The 17,786-nt window shown below is 69.3% G+C and carries 14 protein-coding genes; 7 read left to right on the forward strand and 7 right to left on the reverse strand.

All coding sequences use genetic code 11. From position 1 onward, the window contains the following. Positions 1-35: 35 nt before the first annotated feature. The 5 genes from VPA02S_RS25180 to VPA02S_RS25200 are packed head-to-tail and all read right to left on the reverse strand — an operon-like array spanning position 36 to position 3,912. Entirely contained in the window at positions 36-887 is an 852-nt protein-coding gene (locus tag VPA02S_RS25180) for a LytR/AlgR family response regulator transcription factor (RefSeq protein ID WP_062366291.1), read from the reverse strand. Next, positions 884-1,951: a sensor histidine kinase gene (locus VPA02S_RS25185; RefSeq protein WP_062366293.1), complete on the reverse strand. Its 1,068-nt coding sequence runs from the start codon at positions 1,949-1,951 to the stop codon at positions 884-886. The genes VPA02S_RS25180 and VPA02S_RS25185 overlap by 4 nt, the downstream gene beginning before the upstream one ends. Next, positions 1,948-2,244: a 2TM domain-containing protein gene (locus VPA02S_RS25190; RefSeq protein ID WP_012748706.1), complete on the reverse strand. Its 297-nt coding sequence runs from the start codon at positions 2,242-2,244 to the stop codon at positions 1,948-1,950. The genes VPA02S_RS25185 and VPA02S_RS25190 overlap by 4 nt, the downstream gene beginning before the upstream one ends. After that, on the reverse strand, positions 2,241-3,194 hold the full coding sequence (locus VPA02S_RS25195) for a sterol desaturase family protein (protein WP_062366295.1): 954 nt from the start codon (positions 3,192-3,194) through the stop codon (positions 2,241-2,243). Before VPA02S_RS25195 ends, VPA02S_RS25190 begins: the two co-directional genes overlap by 4 nt. A 31-nt stretch (positions 3,195-3,225) precedes the next feature. Next, on the reverse strand, positions 3,226-3,912 hold the full coding sequence (locus VPA02S_RS25200) for a DUF6622 family protein (protein ID WP_310649309.1): 687 nt from the start codon (positions 3,910-3,912) through the stop codon (positions 3,226-3,228). Between the two features lie 62 nt (positions 3,913-3,974). Here VPA02S_RS25200 and VPA02S_RS25205 point away from each other — a divergent pair, with 62 nt between their 5' ends. Genes VPA02S_RS25205 through VPA02S_RS25220 form a run of 4 tightly spaced genes read left to right on the forward strand, consistent with a single transcriptional unit; the run spans position 3,975 to position 13,219 of the window. Continuing rightward, positions 3,975-5,312 (forward strand): efflux RND transporter periplasmic adaptor subunit, encoded by a 1,338-nt coding sequence (locus VPA02S_RS25205; protein ID WP_062366299.1) that lies wholly within the window; start codon positions 3,975-3,977, stop codon positions 5,310-5,312. 43 nt (positions 5,313-5,355) lie between these two features. Then, a complete protein-coding gene (locus tag VPA02S_RS25210) occupies positions 5,356-8,463 on the forward strand; it encodes an efflux RND transporter permease subunit (protein WP_062366423.1) in 3,108 nt (1,035 codons plus the stop codon). Beyond that, on the forward strand, positions 8,460-11,702 hold the full coding sequence (locus tag VPA02S_RS25215; protein ID WP_062366300.1) for an efflux RND transporter permease subunit: 3,243 nt from the start codon (positions 8,460-8,462) through the stop codon (positions 11,700-11,702). The genes VPA02S_RS25210 and VPA02S_RS25215 overlap by 4 nt, the downstream gene beginning before the upstream one ends. A gap of 8 nt (positions 11,703-11,710) precedes the next feature. Then, positions 11,711-13,219: an efflux transporter outer membrane subunit gene (locus VPA02S_RS25220; RefSeq protein WP_062366302.1), complete on the forward strand. Its 1,509-nt coding sequence runs from the start codon at positions 11,711-11,713 to the stop codon at positions 13,217-13,219. Between the two features lie 86 nt (positions 13,220-13,305). On the opposite strand, the gene VPA02S_RS25225 is transcribed toward VPA02S_RS25220, so the two are convergent. Next, on the reverse strand, positions 13,306-13,671 hold the full coding sequence (locus VPA02S_RS25225) for an SPW repeat protein (protein ID WP_012748699.1): 366 nt from the start codon (positions 13,669-13,671) through the stop codon (positions 13,306-13,308). A 107-nt stretch (positions 13,672-13,778) separates the two neighbouring features. Then, entirely contained in the window at positions 13,779-14,645 is an 867-nt protein-coding gene (locus VPA02S_RS25230; RefSeq protein WP_018906300.1) for a MurR/RpiR family transcriptional regulator, read from the reverse strand. Positions 14,646-14,781: 136 nt separating this feature from the next. Here VPA02S_RS25230 and VPA02S_RS25235 point away from each other — a divergent pair, with 136 nt between their 5' ends. From VPA02S_RS25235 to VPA02S_RS25245, 3 genes are all read left to right on the forward strand, one after another. After that, positions 14,782-16,116: an aspartate aminotransferase family protein gene (locus VPA02S_RS25235; protein ID WP_062366303.1), complete on the forward strand. Its 1,335-nt coding sequence runs from the start codon at positions 14,782-14,784 to the stop codon at positions 16,114-16,116. A 62-nt stretch (positions 16,117-16,178) separates the two neighbouring features. Then, the gene (locus tag VPA02S_RS25240) at positions 16,179-17,093 is read left to right on the forward strand and encodes an amino acid ABC transporter substrate-binding protein (RefSeq protein ID WP_062366304.1); all 915 of its coding nucleotides are present in this window, start codon (positions 16,179-16,181) and stop codon (positions 17,091-17,093) included. A 13-nt stretch (positions 17,094-17,106) separates the two neighbouring features. Beyond that, positions 17,107-17,760, forward strand: coding sequence for an aspartate/glutamate racemase family protein (locus VPA02S_RS25245; protein ID WP_062366305.1), 654 nt, complete (start codon positions 17,107-17,109; stop codon positions 17,758-17,760). Positions 17,761-17,786: the final 26 nt, after the last annotated feature.

Genomic DNA, 17,786 nt, shown 5'->3' on the forward strand with positions numbered 1-17,786 from the left:
CGGTTTTTTTATGCGCGAACGCCGCGCCCGCTATTTCACATGGCGCGAAACAGGTGGCCGTAGAGCCGGCTGACGGGGATTTTCTCGGGTCGGCCGCGCAGGTCGAGGTGCAGCTTGCCGGCCTCGTCGCGGTGCACGGCCTCGATGGCCGAGCTGCGCACCACCACGGCGCGGTGCACCTGCCAGAAGATTTCGGGGTCGAGCTGGGCCAGCAGCTGCTTGAGCGGCGTGCGGATGAGGTATTCGTTCGTGGCGGTGAGCACGCGGATGTATTTGTCGGCGGCTTCGAAGTACAGCACCTCGTCGATCGGAACCATGCGCACGGTGCTGCCACCGGCTTCGCTGGCGGCAATCATCTTCAGCGGGGCGGTGGAGGCGGCGGGCGGCGCCGACGCGCCATTGCCTGCTGCGGCGGCAAGCAGCTCGCGCCACTGCGCAAGCGTGCGCTCCAGGGCCTCGTCGGCGGCGGCAGGCGCTGGCTTGGCCTGTTGCTGCTGCTGCGCAGCCAGCGCCTGCTGAAGCCGCAGCACGGTCTTGCGCAGACGCTCGGGCTGCACGGGCTTGAGCACGTAGTCGATGGCCTGCGTCTCGAAGGCGCGGGCGGCGTATTCGTCGTACGCGGTCACGAAGACCAATTGCGGCATGGGCGCCTCGTCGACGGGCCAGCGGTCGGCCAGTTCGGCGGCGGCGCCCAGGCCGTCGAGGCCCGGCATGCGGATGTCGAAGAACAGCACCTGCGGCAGCAGGCGCAGCGCCTCCCGCACGGCGCTGCGGCCGTCGCCCGCGGTGGCGAGCACCTGCAGTTGGGGCCATGCCGCGGCGAGTTCGGACTTGAGGGCCTGGGCGAGCAGCGGTTCGTCTTCGGCGATGAGGGCAGTGGAATTCATGAACGGGGCTGCAATGGAAAGCTGAGTGTGGCAAGGGTTCCGCCCGAAGGCCCGGCGGCCAGGCTCATGCGGCCCTGGTCGCCATACACGGTGGCAAGCCGTTCGCGCACCTGCTCGAGCCCGAAGCCGCTGCCTTCGGAAGTCTGCGCTGCATCCAGGCCGACGCCGGTATCGCTCACTTCGATGATCAACCGGCCGTCGAGCTGCCGCGCGCGCACGTCGATCGCGCCGCCTTCGACCTTGGGTTCGAGCCCGTGGCGGATGCTGTTTTCGACCAGCGGCTGCAGCAGCAGCGGCGGCACCGGCGTGCCGCGCAATTCATCGGGCAGATCGAGCGTGTAGCGCAGGCGCTCGCCCATGCGCACGGACATCAGCTCAAGGTAGTCGGCCAGCCGTTCGAACTCGGCCGACAGTGGGTGCGACAGGGCGCGCGAGCCGCTGAGCGTCATGCGCAGGTAGTTGTTGAGGCGGTCGAGCATGGCCACGGCGCGCGGCGGATCGGCCGTGATCAGCACGCGCAGGTTGGCCAGCGTGTTGAACAGCATGTGCGGCTCCAACTGCGTCTCCAGCAGCTTGAGCCGGGCTTCGGTGGCGTTGCGCTGCGCCAGGTCGAGCTGGCTGCGCATGTACTTGCTCCGGCCCAGGCTGTAGAAGAAGAAGCACATGCAGACGGTGGCCGTCAGCGTGATGACGATCGTGGTCGCGAGCTTGCGTTCCGTGAAGTTGCCGAAGTCGAGCAGGGGCTGGTGGGTCCAGGCATCGCCGATCGCATTGCCCCCCAGGAAGCCCACCGCCACGCCGCCCGCCACCAGCAGATAGCCCCAGGGGCCGGGCGGCCAGAGGACCTCCCGGTGGCCGCTGATCAGCAGCCGGCCCACGTCGATGAAGAGCCAGCTGATCAGCCCGATCGACAGCGAATACACCATCTGCGCCCCCCAGTCCCCGTGCTGTGTGATGGCCAGCGCGGCGGCAATGAAGCAGCAGAACACGACGGTGATCAGGCCATGCCGCAGCATGCCCCGGACGTTCTCCGCGCGGAAACGGGGAAGCGCTTCAACACTCATCCGCGCTCCCCGGGATGCAGCGCTCGCCGTTCGCGTTCCACCAGCCGGTCATAGAAGCCGCCGCCGGGCGCGACGAACCAGATCACGGCGCCGTGGATCAGGAGGCCCAGGCCCCAGCCCATGAGCGGATACACGGCCCAGGTGTGGCCGCGCGATGCGGAGAGGGCGACCAGCCCGAGGTTCACCAGCACATAGACGAAGGCATGGATGTACCAGCCCATCTTGGCACCGGCGCGGCGGCGGGCGAGTTTTTCGATGTCGGGACGGGACGCGTTCTGAAGGGTGGGGTTCATGACAACTCCTTGAATTGAACCGGAATGAATTCGGGGGCGGACGGCGGCTGCGCTGGCGACGATTGCAGCGCCGCCCGCTGCCGCAGCTCCTCGGTCGTCTCGCCGGGCCCGTCGGGCCGCCAGCCCGGCGGCTTGACGAGGTAGCCGACAAAAGCCCGCACCGAGCGCGCCGAGCGCAGGTCGCGCAGCAGCGCGCGCCAGTGGGTGAACTCGATCTCGAAGATGTTGTTGGAGACGATCGGCTGCACCAGCCCGTAGCGGCAGGGCAGGTCGGCGCGCTCGGGGATGTAGGTGCCGAACAGGCGGTCGAACACGATCAGCACGCCGCCGTAGTTGCCGTCCAGGTACTCGAGGTTCGAGGCGTGGTGCACGCGGTGGGCCGAGGGCGTGTTGAGCACCCATTCCAGCGGGCCGAGCTTGGGAATCCAGGCCGCGTGGATCCAGAACTGGTAGAGCAGGTTCAGCGTGAGCATCAGCAGGATCACCTTCGGCGGCATGCCCAGCAGCGGCGCGAGCATGAAGAAGGCGAGCGTGCCGCTGAGCCGGCCGGTCCAGCCGAAGCGGTAGGCGGCCGACAGGTTGAGCTGGTTCGGCGAATGATGGATGGCATGCGTGCACCAGAACCAGCGCACGCGGTGGGCGGCGCGGTGGTACCAGTAGTAGCAGAACTCCTGGCCGATGAAGCAGGCGACCCAGCCGCTCCAGTGGTCCATGGGCAGCGTGAAGAGCCGGTGGTTCCAGAACCAGTCCATGGCGCCGGTCCAGAAGGCCAGCGGCAGCAGCCAGCGCAGCGGGTATTCGCGCACCAGGAAGTCGACCACCGAGACGCCGGCCGCCTTCCAGTCGTAGCTGCGCCAGCCGTGGCGCCACGACAGCACCAGCGCTTCGGCGATGGAGGCGGCGAGCACCACCGTGACGGCAATCTTGAGGATCAGAAAGAGCACGGCCATGGTGGTTCCTGGAATGTGGGCGTCGGCGATCTTAGGCTGCGCGGGCACCGGCCGCCACGGCGTCGGTGCCGATCGCGAGCTTCCACAGCCGCACGGCGCGTGCCGCGAAGATGCCGCTGAAGGCGCCGTACAGCATCGGAACGCCGATCTCGAAGGCGGCCTGCTGGCGCAGCTCGGGGTGCATGGCCAGGGACGCGCCCACCACGTACTTGGTGAAGAAGATGCCCATCATCAGCAGCAGCGGCACCGCGCTGCCGGCCACGTGGAACTCGCGCGCCGCGCGGTCGTAGCGCGTGCTGGCGGGCAGCGGGCTCTGGAGCACCAGCAGCACCAGCGCGGCGGCCGCCACGGCCCAGCCGAGCAGGGGGCCGGGCGAATCGCCGAAGGCCGAGACCACGCCGGCCAGCGAAAGGCCGGTCATGGCGATCGGTATCACCGTAACCTTGGCCAGGCTGACGCTGCCGGACAGCAGCTGCCTGCAGCCCAGCCACACGAGGAGGACGAAAACGGCGAAGACCCACTTGGGGGTGTGAAGAATGATCTGCAGCAGCATGGCGTTTCTCCGGGTTGAAAGACGATTCGATGGAGCGGACTGTGCCGGCGCCCCCGCGCCGCCGCCACGCTCCTGCGACGAAATGCAGATCGGCGGCGCCAGCCGCAGCGAACCGGTGCGAAATGCAGCCCTTGCACGCAGCTTTACCGGCGCTTTACGGTTCATAAGACAGGCGCGCTACGATGCGGCGCTCCACTAGCGGCTGTACTTGCGCACTGCCACACCTCATGGAATCTCCGAACTCCGAGCCTTCTTCCGGCGATTCGCCTGCCGTCCCACCGGCAACTCCCCCTTCTTCGTCTCCGCCTGCGCGGCCGCCCTCGCGCCGCAGGCTCTGGCTCGGCAGCCTGATCGCGCTGGTGCTGCTGCTGGTGCTGGGAGGCGGCGCCTGGTATCTCATCAACCGCAAGGGCAGCTCTGCCGGCGGGCCGGGCTTCGGCGGCGCCACCGTCACGGTGGGCCATGCGGCGGCGCGCGAGATCGAATTGCCGGTGACCATCGATGCGCTCGGCACGGTCACGCCACTGGCCACCATCACGCTCAAGGCGCAGGTCGGCGGCGTGCTGACCGAGGTGCTGTTCACCGAAGGGCAGACCGTGGCAAGGAACCAGCTGCTCGCGCGCATCGATCCCAGGCCCTACGAGCAGGCGCTGATGCAGGCCCGCGGCACGCGCCAGCGCGACGAGGCGCAGCTCGAGGCCGCGCGCGTCACGCTCGCGCGCTACCGCACCCTGCTGGGGCAGGACTCCATCGCCCGGCAGGACGTCGACACCCAGGCCGCGCTGGTCCGCCAGCTCGAAGGCACGGTCACCACCGACCTGGCCGCCGAGGCCGCCGCCAAGCTGAACCTCGACTACACCCGCATCACAGCGCCGGTGGCCGGCCGCATCGGCCTGCGCGCGGTGGATGCGGGCAACACCGTGACGGCCAACGCGACCACCGGCATCGCGGTCATCACGCAGATGAACCCGATCGACGTGCAGTTCTCGGTGCCGCAGGACCGCGTGCCCGACATCCAGGCGCAGCTGGCCAAGGGCGAGCCGTTGCCGGTCACGGCCTTCGACCGCACCCGCGCGGCAACGCTCGACACCGGCACCTTCTCCACGCTCGACAACGTGGTCGACACCACCACCGGCACGGTCAAGGCCAAGGCGCGCTTCGGCAATGCGCAGACCACGCTGTTCCCGAGCCAGTTCGTCAATGTGCAGATGCTGCTGCGCAAGGTGCGCGCGGTGGTGGTGCCGGTGACGGCGGTGCGCACCGGCCCCAACGGCGACTACGTCTATGTGATCAACGAGGACCGCACGGTGTCGATGCGCGCGGTGAAGCGCGGCGAGGCCAACGTCGAGGTGGTGGCCATCACCTCGGGCCTGAAGGCCGGCGAGAACGTGGTGACCGAGGGCGGCGACCGCATCAAGGACGGCGCGGTCGTGCAGCTGCAGGGCGACCGGCCCGCGGCAGGTCCGCGCGGCGGCGCTTCGGGGCCGCGCGGTGCGGCTTCGGGCCCGCGTGGGCAGCGCGGCGAAGGCGGTGGGGAGCGGCGGCGCCAGCGTCCGCCGCAATGACCGGCAGCAACAGCAACCCACGGAACAAGCGAGCGCGTTCGCGATGAGCCCCTCCCGCCCCTTCATCGAACGGCCGGTGGCCACGGCGCTGCTGATGGTCGCCATCGTGCTGGCCGGCCTCGTGGGCCTGCGGCTCCTGCCGCTGGCCGCGCTGCCGCAGGTCGACTACCCGACCATCCAGGTGCAGACCCTCTACCCCGGCGCCAGCCCCGAGGTCATGAGCCGCACCGTCACGGCCCCGCTGGAGCGCCAGTTCGGCCAGATGGCGGGGCTCAACCGCATGAGCTCGGTGAGCTCGGCGGGCGTGTCGATCGTCACGCTGCAGTTCGCGCTCGACCAGACGCTGGACGTGGCCGAGCAGCAGGTGCAGGCCGCCATCAACGCCGGCGGCTCGCTGCTGCCGGCCGACCTGCCGGCGCCGCCCGTGTACGCCAAGGTGAATCCGGCCGACGCGCCCATCCTCACGCTGGCCGTGAGCTCCGGGACCATGCCGCTCACCGAGGTGCAGAACCTCGTGAACACGCGGCTCGCGCAGAAGATCAGCCAGGTCGGCGGCGTGGGGCTGGTGTCGCTTTCGGGCGGGCAGCGGCCGGCGGTGCGCATCCAGGCCGACACCAACGCGCTCGCGTCGGTGGGCATCGGGCTGGACACGCTGCGCAGCGCCATCACCGCGGCCAACGCCAACAGCGCCAAGGGCAGCTTCGACGGACCGCGGCGGGCCTACACCATCAACGCCAACGACCAGCTCGTGACGGCGGACGACTACAAGAACCTGATCGTCGCCTGGAAGAACGGCGCGCCGGTGCGCATGACCGACGTTGCGCGCGTGGTCGACGGCGCCGAGAACACCCAGCTGGGCGCCTGGGCCGCACTGCGCGCGGGCGAGCGGGAACCCGTGCTGTACCCGGCCATCATCCTCAACGTGCAGCGCCAGCCCGGCGCCAACGTGATCGGCACGGTCGATGCCATCAAGAAGCAGCTGCCCGAGCTGCAGGCCTCGTTGCCGGGCTCCCTCAAGGTGGAGGTGCTGAGCGACCGCACCACCGGCATCCGCGCCTCGGTCTCGCACGTGCAGCTGGAGCTCGGGCTGGCCGTGGTGATGGTGGTGCTGGTGATCTTCTTCTTCCTGCACAGCGTGCGCGCCACGGTCATTGCCAGCCTGGCGGTGCCGATCTCGCTCGTGGGCACCTGCGGGCTGATGTACCTGCTGGGCTACAGCCTCAACAACCTGAGCCTGATGGCGCTGACCATTGCCACCGGCTTCGTGGTGGACGACGCGATCGTGATGATCGAGAACATCGCGCGCTACCTGGAGGAGGGCGACCCGCCGTTCAAGGCCGCGCTCAAGGGGGCCACGCAGATCGGCTTCACCATCATTTCGCTCACGGTGTCGCTCATCGCGGTGCTGATTCCGCTGCTGTTCATGGGCGACGTGGTGGGCCGGCTGTTCCGCGAGTTCGCCGTCACGCTGGCCATCACCATCCTGATCTCCGCCGTGGTGTCGCTCACGCTGGTGCCGATGATGTCGGCGCGCTGGCTCAAGCCGCAGGCCGAGGAGGGCGGGCGCTTCGGGGTCGGCGTGCAGCGCTTCCTTGATCGCGTGATTGCGCGCTACGACGTGTGGCTGCAATGGGTGCTGCGCCACCAGCCGCTCACGCTGGTGGTGGCGGTGGCCACGCTGGCGCTCACGGTGCTGCTCTACGTGGTGATTCCCAAGGGCCTGTTCCCGACGCAGGACACCGGCCAGCTGCAGGCGCGCATCGAGGCTGCGCAGGACGTGTCGTACACGCGCATGGCCGAGCTGCAGCAGCAGGCCGCCAACGCGATCCTGGCCGACCCCGAGGTGGCCAGCGTGAGCTCGGTGGTGGGCGTGGACGCCGCCAACAACACGGCGCTCAACACCGGCAGCATGCTCATCAACATGCGCACCGACCGCGGCAACCAGGAAGCCACGATGCAGCGCCTGCGAGAGCGCGTGCGCGCCGTGGCCGGCGTCACGCTGTACCTGCAGCCCACGCAGGACCTGACCATCGACGCCGAAACCGGCCCGACCGAATTCCGCGTCTCGCTCGAAGGGGTGGACACCAACACGGTCGATGCCTGGGCGCAGAAGCTGGTGGAGCGCCTGCGCACCGAACCGCTGGTGCGCAACCCCACCACCAACGCGGGCGCGAAGGGCCTGGCCGCCTACGTGGACATCGACCGCAACACGGCCTCGCGCCTCTCGGTCACGGCCAGCTCGGTGGACGACACGCTCTACAGCGCGTTCGGCCAGCGGATCGTCTCGACCATCTTCACCGAGACCAACCAGTACCGCGTGATCCTGGAAGCTCAGCGCGAGGCATTGGCCTCGCCGCAGCTCCTGGGCAACCTGCAGCTGCGCACCGGCGGCGGCAGTGCCACCACGCTCTCGTCGATTGCCACGGTGCGCGAGCAGGCCGCGCCGCTGCAGGTGACGCACGTGGCGCAGTACCCGGCCGCCACCGTGGGCTTCGACACGGCCGACAACGTGGCGCTCGGAAAGTCGGTGGCGGCGATTCGCGCGGCGGCCAAGGAGATCGGCATGCCCGCGAGCATGACCATGAGCTTCCTGGGTGCGGCGGGGGCCTACGAGAAATCGCTTTCCAACCAGCTGTGGCTGATCCTGGCGGCGGTGGTGTGCGTGTACATCGTGCTGGGCGTGCTGTATGAGAGCTACATCCATCCGCTGACGATTCTCTCGACGCTGCCCTCGGCCGGCGTGGGCGCGCTGCTCGCGTTGATGGTCACGGGCAACGACCTGGGCGTGATCGGCATCATCGGCATCATCCTCTTGATCGGCATCGTCAAGAAGAACGCGATCATGATGATCGACTTTGCCATCGACGCCGAGCGGCGCGAGGGCAAGTCGCCGCAGGAGGCCATCCACCAGGCGGCGCTGCTGCGCTTCCGCCCCATCCTCATGACCACGCTGGCGGCGCTTTTTGCGGCGCTGCCGCTGATGTTCGGCTGGGGCGAGGGCGCCGAGCTGCGCCGGCCGCTGGGCCTGGCCATCTTCGGCGGGCTGGTGGTGAGCCAGGTGCTCACGCTCTTCACCACGCCAGTGGTCTACCTGGCCTTCGACCGCATGGGCCGGCGCTTCGGGCGCAAGCGGGAGGCCGCGGCCGCATGAACCTGTCCAGGCCCTTCGTCGAGCGCCCGATTGCGACGGTGCTGCTGACCATCGGCATTGCACTGGCCGGGATCGCGGCGTTCTTCGTGCTGCCTGTGTCGCCGCTGCCGCAGGTCGACTTTCCCACCATCTCGGTGACCGCCAGCCTCTCGGGCGCCAGCCCGAGCACCATGGCGTCGAGCGTGGCCACGCCGCTGGAGCGGCGGCTCGGGGTGATCGCGGGCGTCAACGAACTCACCTCGACCAGCTCCAACGGCTCCACCCGCATCAGCCTGCAGTTCGACCTCAAGCGCAACATCGACAGCGCCGCGCGCGAGGTGCAGGCGGCCATCAACGCGGCGCGGGCCGACCTGCCCGCCACCCTGCGCAGCAACCCCATCTACCGCAAGCGCAACCCGACGGCCGCACCCATCGCGATCCTGGCGCTCACCTCCAGGACGCGCACGCCGGGCCAGATCTACGAGGCCGTGTCCAACATCGTGAGCCAGAAGCTCTCGCAGGTGGAGGGCGTGGGCGAGGTCGAGATCGGCGGCGGCTCGCTGCCGGCCGTGCGGGTGGAGCTGGAGCCTTTCTCGCTCAACCGCTTCGGCATCAGCAGCGAGGACGTGCGCGCCGCCATCCAGGCCAACAACGCCAACCGGCCCAAGGGCGCCATCGAGAACGACGAGCGCCGGCTGCAGATCTACACGCCCTCGCCGGGCCGCCATGCCGTGGAGTACCGCGACATGGTGATCGCCTGGCGCAACGGCTCGGCCGTGCGGCTGGGCGACGTGGCGCGGGTGATCGACAGCGTGGAGAACACGCGCACGCTGGGCCTGTTCAACGGCCAGCCCGCGGTGATCGTGCTGGTCACGCAGGAGCCGGGCGCCAACATCATCGACACCGTGGACGGCGTGCGCGAGCTGCTGCCGGAACTGCGCGCGCAATTGCCGCAGGACATCGAGGTGCAGGTGGCCTCCGACCGCACCAACTCCATCCGCGCCTCGCTGCGCGAGATCGAGGCCACGCTCATGATCTCCATCGCGCTGGTGGTGCTGGTGGTGGGCCTGTTCCTGCGCCGCGCGCGCGCCACCATCATTCCGGCGGTGGCCACGGTGGTGTCGCTGCTCGGCACCTTCGGCGTCATGCACCTGCTGGGCTACAGCCTCAACAACCTGAGCCTGATGGCGCTCACCGTGGCCACGGGCTTCGTGGTGGACGACGCCATCGTGGTGCTGGAGAACACCAGCCGCCACATCGAGGCCGGCATGGGCCGCATCGAGGCGGCATTGCGCGGCGCGCGAGAGGTCGGGTTCACCGTGCTGTCGATCAGCCTGTCGCTGGTGGCGGTGTTCATTCCGTTGCTGTTCATGGACGGGCAGATCGGCCGGCTGTTCCGCGAATTCGCGGTGACGCTGTCGGTATCGGTGCTGATCTCGCTGGTCATCTCGCTCACCACCACGCCCATGATGTGCGCCATGCTGCTGCGCGCCGAGGAGCCCGGCGCGAAGCCGCCGGGGCGCCTCGCGCGCATGGCCGAGAGCGTGTACCAGTGGAGCCTGCGCACCTATGCCCACAGCCTGGACTGGGCGCTTGCGAGCAAGGCCGTGGTCGTGGTGGTGCTGCTGGCGGTGGTGGGCCTGAACGTGTACCTGTTCTCCGCCATTCCCAAGGGCTACTTCCCCGAGCAGGACAACGGCCAGCTCAACGCCGGCCTGCGCGCGGACCAGAGCATTTCGTCGGTGGCGCTCAGCGACAAGCTGCGCCAGGCCGTCGACATCATCCACAAGGACCCGGCGGTCGACACCGTGGTGGGCTTCTCGGGCGGCAGCCGTTCGGGCGGCGGCTTCATGTTCGTCAACCTGAAGCCGCTGTCGCAGCGCACCGAGAAGACCGCCGCCGTCATCAACCGGCTGCGGCCGCAGCTCAACCAGCTCACCGGCCTGCGGGTGTTCCTGAGCCCGGTGCAGGACCTGCGCATGGGCGGGCGTTCGAGCAATTCCACCTACCAGTACACGCTCAAGGGCGACAACCTGGCCGACCTGCGCACCTGGACCGCGAAGCTGGCCGACCGGCTGCGCCAGGAAACCGCACTGACCGACGTCGACAGCGACCAGGCCGACAACGGCGTGGAGACCTTCGTCGACGTCGACCGCGAAAGCGCCGCGCGCCTTGGCGTGACTTCGAGCGCGATCGACAACGCGCTCTACAACGCCTACGGCCAGCGCTCGGTCGCCACCATCTACGACGAGCTCAACCAGTATTCGGTGATCATGGAATGGGCCCCGCGCTACCAGCGCGCGCCCGTGGTGCTGAAGGACCTGTACGTGCCTTCGACGCTCACCACCAGCACCACCGCGAGCGGCGCCACCACGGTGAGCTCGCTGGCCAACACCACCGACGCGAGCACCGGCACCTCGACCACCACCTCGGCCAACCCGGGCCTGCGCACCGCTTCCACCGGCCAGGCGCTGGCGGCCAGCACCACGCTGATGGTGCCGCTCTTGGCCATTGCCAAGGTCAGCGAGCGCGCGGTGCCGAGCTCCATCGACCACCAGGACACGGAGCTTGCGAGCACCGTCTCGTTCAACCTGGGCGAAGGCGTGACGCTGCAGGACGCGCGCCGCATCGTCGCGCAGGCCGAGGCCGACATCGCGATGCCGGTCAACGTGCGCGGCAGCTTCCAGGGCACGGCGCTTGCGGCGCAGCAGTCGCAGGGGCAGCAGCTGGCGCTCATCCTGGCGGCGATCGTGGTGATCTACATCGTGCTCGGCGTGCTCTACGAAAGCCTGATCCACCCCATCACGGTGCTGACCACGCTGCCTTCGGCGGGCGTGGGCGCGGTGCTGGCGCTGCTGCTGTTCCGCATGGAGTTCTCGATCATTGCGCTGATCGGGCTCTTCCTGCTGATCGGCATCGTGAAGAAGAACGCGATCCTGATCATCGACTTTGCGCTCGAGGCCGAACGTGCGCGCGGCATCTCGGCCGTGGAAGCGGTGCGCGAGGCCTGCATGCTGCGCTTCCGGCCGATCCTCATGACCACTCTGGCGGCTGCGCTGGGCGCGCTGCCGCTGGCCATCGGCTTCGGCCAGGGCGCCGAGCTGCGCCAGCCGCTGGGCGTGGCGATCATCGGCGGCCTGATCGCGAGCCAGCTGCTCACGCTGCTGACCACGCCGGTGGTCTACGTGCTGCTCGACAAGCTGCGCCGGCGCTCGGGCAACGAGCGGCACCTGAGCCGCGCTGCAGCCTCGCCGACCTGAACCGAAGAATGAACGAAGCCGCCATGACACACCGACAACGCATCCTTTCGCATCTGCCCGGCAGGCTGTCCGCGCTCGCCTTTGCGGCCGTGCTGGCCGGCTGCGCCGTGGGCCCCGCCTACGAAGTACCCACCTCGGCTGCGCCCGCCGGCTGGAAGGAGCAGAAGACCGCCGAGGGCTGGCTGCCCGCCGCGCCGGCCGATGCGCTCGACCGCGGCGAATGGTGGAAGCTCTTCGGCGACGCCACGCTCGACGAGCTGGCTGCCCGCGTGCAGGTGTCGAACCAGAACATCGCCGCGGCCGTGGCCAACTACGCGCAGGCCCAGGCGCTGGTGCGGGGCGAGCGCGCCGCGCTGTTCCCCACGGTGTCGCTCGACGGCAGCGGCCGGCGCAGCGGCAACATCGGCGGCACCAGCAACGCGTCCAATGCTTTTTCGGCGACGCTCGGGGTCGACTGGGCGCCCGACGTGTGGGGGCGCCTGCGGCAGGCCGTGAGCAGCGCGCAGGCCAATGCCGAGGCCAGCGAGGCCGACCTGGCGTCGGCGCGCCTGTCGGCCGTCGGCGACCTGGCCACCAACTACTTTTCGCTGCGCGAGGCCGATGCCGAGATCGTGCTGCTCGACCAGACCATCGAGGGCTACCAGCGCGCCTTCGAGATCACCAGCAACCGCTACAAGGCCGGCATCGCGGCCCAGACCGACGTGCTGCAGGCGCAGACCCAGCTGGTGAACGCGCAGGCCGAACGCGTGGGCCTGCAGCGCACCCGCACCACGCTGGAGCACGCCATTGCCATGCTGGTGGGCGTGGCGCCGGCCGATTTCAGCCTGCCCGCGGCGCAGTGGACGCCCACGGTGCCCGGCATTCCGACGGGCGTGCCTTCCACGCTGCTGCAGCGCCGGCCGGACATCGCGGCGGCCGAGCGCGCGGTGGCTGCGGCCAATGCGCAGATCGGCATCGCGCGCTCGGCGTACTTCCCCAACTTCGGGCTCAGTGCCTCGGTGGGCAGCAGCGCGAGCCGGGTGAAAGACCTGTTCAACGCGTCCAATACGCTGTGGGCGCTGGGTCTGTCGGTGGCGCAGGTGGTGTTCGATGCGGGCGCCATCGGCGCCACGGTCGACTCGGCCAAGGCGGCGCACGAAGCCAGCGTGGCGCGCTACCGCCAGACCGTGCTCACCGCCTTCCAGGCCGTGGAAGACCAGCTCACTGCCGGCGCCGCACTGGCGCAGCAGGAGGGCCTGCGGCGCGAGGCCTCGGCCGCGGCCGACAAGACCGAGCAGCAACTGCTCAACCGCTACCGCGCGGCCCAGGTGAGCTACACCGAGGTGGTCACGGCGCAGGCCGCCGCCCTCGGCGCGCGGCGCACGCTGGTGCAGCTGCAGGTGAATCGCCAGACCGCCGCGGTGGCGCTGATCCAGGCCCTGGGCGGCGGCTGGCATGCCGGCGGGGCGGGCGGCACCGTGTCGTCCACGCCTTCGACGGCGCAGGCTGCCCCTTCTCCGCAGCGCGGAGTGAAGTAGCTGCCGGGGAGGGCGGCTGCCCGTCCCCTCAGCCCCGCTGCACGTGGCGGGCGGGGCCGCTTCTCACGACGCGATCGCCTGCGTGCTCAATGCGCGTGGCGATCCATGCTCCCGCCCAGGTAGTCCTTGTCGGTGACAAGCACCCACAGCGCGAGCACCAGGATGGCCGCAGCCACGAGCACCGCGTTGACCATCGCGTTCTCCACGGTGGCAAAGCCGAGCACCCAGGGCGACACGGCCAGCCAGATGGCGAGTGCGCCTTCGGTCCACTCTTCCCATGCACGCGGTACCAGGGTCGCTCCCAGCGCCACGGCGCCCAGCACGACACCCGTCGCCACTGCGCTCCACATCGCGGCAGTGACGCCCTGGAAGCCCAGGACCCAAGGCGAGATGATCAGCCACGCACCCAGGGCGACGTTGACCGGATCTTGCCAATGCTTCACTTGCTTCATGGTCATTACCTCCTGTCGCGACACACAACCGCGACAGCGGTTGGACCATGCCGATCCGGCGGGGTTCCGCGATGCGGCGCTGCAGCATGCAATCGAGCCTGCCGGGCCTACCCCCCGCGCGCCACCGGCGCCACCAGGTAGGCACCCGACTCGAACAGCTGCGCCTCGGCCTGGTCGATGCGCCGGATCACCGGCTTGCCCGCGCGGCTCGCGAGCAGCTCGACCAGCGCCTCGGTCACGGCCACGCCGGCCGCCACCGAAGGAAAGAACGAGGGGCTGTTGATCGTGAAGAGCAGCGTTTCGTCCGCCAAGAGCGACAGCGGCGAGGCCACGCTGTCGGTGATGGCCACGATGCGGCAGCCGGCCGCCCGGGCCGCCTGGGCCACCTGCAGCGCCTCGCGCGAGTAGGGCCTGAAGCTGGCCACCACCAGCGCGTCGCCCTTGGCAAAGGCGCGCTGCTGCATTTCGAGCGAGCCGCCCTGGCCGTCGACCAGGTGCACGCTGGCGCGGAAGAGCCGGTACACATAGACGAACGAGAACGCGATCGGAAAGCAGGCCCTGAAACCCGCCGCATGCACCGCCGGCGCCTTCTCGATCAGCGCGCAGGCCTTTTGCAGCGCCTGCCCGCTCTGCTGGTGCGTGGCCTCCAGGTTGCGGCGCTGCACCTCGAACATCTCGGCCGTGAGGCTGCGGTCCTGCGCGCGGCCGATCAGCTGCTTGGCGCGCCCGCCATAGGTTTCGCTGGCCAGGCCCATGTCGCCGGCAAAGGCTTCCTTGAGCTGCGGCCAGCCCGCATAGCCCAGGTGCTGCGCGAAGCGCACCAGCGTGGCGGGCGTGCTCTGCGCGCGCGTGCCCACGTTGCGCATCGACGCGGTCACCACCTCGTTGGGATGGTCGAGCACATAGCGCGCCACCTGCTGCAGGGCGGGGCTCAGTTCGTTGAAACGCTGGCGGATCTGGTCTCTGGCGCCCATGGCGGTGTCTCTCTTCTGGCGGTCGTTGGAACGAATGTACCGGACATGGAACGCCGGAACAGTTGACGGAACAAATGTTCCAAACAATAATCCGGTGGAAACGTTAGTTCCATAACCGGATCCGCAGCCACCCGCCATGACGCACGTCTTCCACCGCCACCTTCGCCACACCCCGCCGGTTGCCGCCGGCTCCAGCGGCATGTTCATCCGCGATGCCGAAGGGCGCGAATACCTCGACGCCTCTGGCGGCGCGGCCGTGTCTTCGCTTGGCCATGCGCACCCCGAGGTGCTGGCCGCCATGCATGCGCAGCTCGACAAGCTCGCTTATGCCCACACCAGTTTCTTCACCAGCGAAGTGGCCGAGCAGCTGGCCGACGAGCTGATTGCTTCCGCGCCCGAGGGCATGAGCCACGTGTACCTGGTGAGCGGCGGCTCCGAGGCGGTGGAGGCGGCGCTCAAGATGGCGCGGCAGTATTTCGTCGAGACCGGCCAGCCGCAGCGCACGCACTTCATCGCGCGCCGCCAGAGCTACCACGGCAACACGCTGGGCGCGCTGGCCGTGGGCGGCAACGCGTGGAGGCGCGAACCGTTCGCGCCCATCCTGGTGCCGGCCACCCATGTGGCGCCGTGCTATCCGTACCGCGAGCAGCGCGCCGATGAAAGCGCCGAGCAGTACGGCCTGCGCCTGGCGGCCGAGCTCGAAGCGGCCATCCTCGCGCAGGGTGCCGACCGCGTGATCGCCTTCGTGGCGGAAACGGTGGGCGGCGCGACGGCCGGCGTGCTCACGCCCGTGCCGGGCTACTTCAAGGCGGTGCGCGCGGTGTGCGACAAGTACGGCGTGCTGCTGATCCTCGACGAGGTGATGTGCGGCATGGGCCGCACCGGCACGCTGCACGCCTGCGAGCAGGAGGGCGTGGTGCCCGACCTGGTCACCATTGCCAAGGGCCTGGGCGGCGGCTACCAGCCGATCGGCGCGGTGCTGGCGCAGCGCAGGATCGTCGAGGCCATGTCCAGTGGCAGCGGCTTCTTCCAGCATGGCCACACCTACCTCGGCCATCCGATGGCCTGCGCGGCGGCGCTCGCGGTGCAGCAGGTGATCCGGCGCGACGGCCTGGTCGCCAAGGTGCGCGAAGACGGTGCGGTCTTCGGCGCGATGCTGGCCGAGGCGCTCGGCGGCCACGCCCATGTGGGCGACATCCGCGGCCGCGGCTTCTTCTGGGGTATCGAGCTGGTGGCCGACCGCGCGAGCAAGGCGCCGTTCGATCCGGCGCTGAAGCTCCACGCGCTCATCAAGAAGGACGCGATGTCGCGCGGCCTGCTGTGCTACCCCTTCGGCGGCACGGTCGACGGCCGGCAGGGCGACCACGTGCTGCTCGCGCCGCCCTTCATTGCCACGCGGCAGCAGCTGCAGGAGATCGCGGCCCGCCTCGCGGCCTCGATCGATGCGGTGACGCGCGCCGCCGCGCGCTGACTGCTTCGCTGCCGATTTTCTTTCGCCCGTTTTCTTCAACCGCCGTTCCGAGGAGCGCTTCCATGCCCAAGCTTCGTCTGCCGATTCCTTTCGGTGCTGCCGCTCTCGCGGTGGCCTTTGCCGCCCTGTTGCCGCACGTGGCCGCGCAGGCCCAGGAGAACGACACGCTCGCCAAGATCAAGGCGAGCGGCGCCATCACCTTCGGCTACCGCGAGTCGTCGTTCGGCTTCTCGTACCTCGACGGCAACCTGAAGCCGGTGGGCTACAGCATCGAGATCTGCAACCGCATCGTCGAGGCGGTGAAGACCGAGCTCAAGCTGCCGGCCATCGAGATCAAGTACCAGGCCGTGACCTCGGCCAACCGCATTCCGCTGGTGCAGAACGGCACGGTGGACATCGAGTGCGGCTCCACCACCAACCTGGTCGAGCGCCAGAAGCAGGTGGCGTTCTCGCCCGACATCTTCCGCTACAACGTGCGCATGCTGGTGAAGGCCGATTCGGGCATCAGGAGCATTGCCGATTTGCAGGGCAAGACGGTGGCCACCACCACGGGCACCACCTCGTTCCGCCTGCTGCGCGAGGCCGACAAGGGCCGCAACCTCGAGGTGAACAACCTGGGCGGCAAGGACCACAGCGACTCCTTCCTGCTGGTGGAGAGCGGCCGTGCGCAGGCCTTCGTGCTCGACGACATCCTGCTGGCCGGCCAGATCGCGAATGCGCGCAATCCGAAGGACTTCATCATCACGGGCGAGAGCCTGCGCACCGAGAACCAGTCGCTGATGTTCCGCAAGGACGATCCGGCCTTCAAGGCGCTGGTGGACCGCGTGGTGTCGGGCATGATGAAGTCGGGCGAGATGGAGAAGCTCTACAACAAGTGGTTCATGTCGCCGATTCCGCCCAAGGGCATCAACATCAACTATCCGCTCAACGCCGAGACGAAGGAGGCCTTTGCCAACCCGTCGTCCAAGGGCATCTGACCATCGTTCCCGCATGACCCGCATCGCACTGATCCACGCGCTCTCGCACTCGGTTGCGCCCGTCAACGCCGCCTTCGAGCGCGACTGGCCCGAGGCCGTGCGCATGAACCTGCTGGACGACAGCCTCTCGGCCGACCTGGCGCGCGGCGGCAAAGGGCTCGACGCGGCGATGCACGAGCGCTTTCAACGGCTCGCGCAGTACGCGGTCGACACGGGCGCCGAGGGCATCCTCTTCACCTGCTCGGCCTTCGGGCCCTGCATCGAGGCCGTGGCGCAGCGGCATGCGGGCATTCCGGTGCTCAAGCCCAACGAGGCGATGGTGGCCGAGGCCGCGCAAGGGCAGGGCAAGCTCGGCCTCATCGCCACCTTCGCGGCCACGCTGGTGTCGATGCCGCCGGAGTTTCCGCCGGGCATCGCGCTCGAGCCCATGCTGGCCGAAGGCGCGCTCGACGCGCTGAACGCCGGCGACGCGCAGCGGCACGATGCGTTGATTGCCGCCCAGGCGGCGGCGCTGCGCGAGCGCGGCTGCACGCGCATTGCGCTTGCGCAGTTCAGCATGGCGCGCGCGCGTGCCGCCTGCGAAGCGGCCAGCGGCCTGCCGGTGCTCACCACCGTCGACAGCGCGGTGCGGGCCCTGCGGCTGCGCACGGATCAGGCTCTTCGATAAAGCCCGCAGATGCCAGGGGCCAGCTG

This window comes from Variovorax paradoxus NBRC 15149 (genome assembly GCF_001591365.1).
Classification (GTDB): Bacteria; Pseudomonadota; Gammaproteobacteria; order Burkholderiales; family Burkholderiaceae_C; genus Variovorax; species Variovorax paradoxus.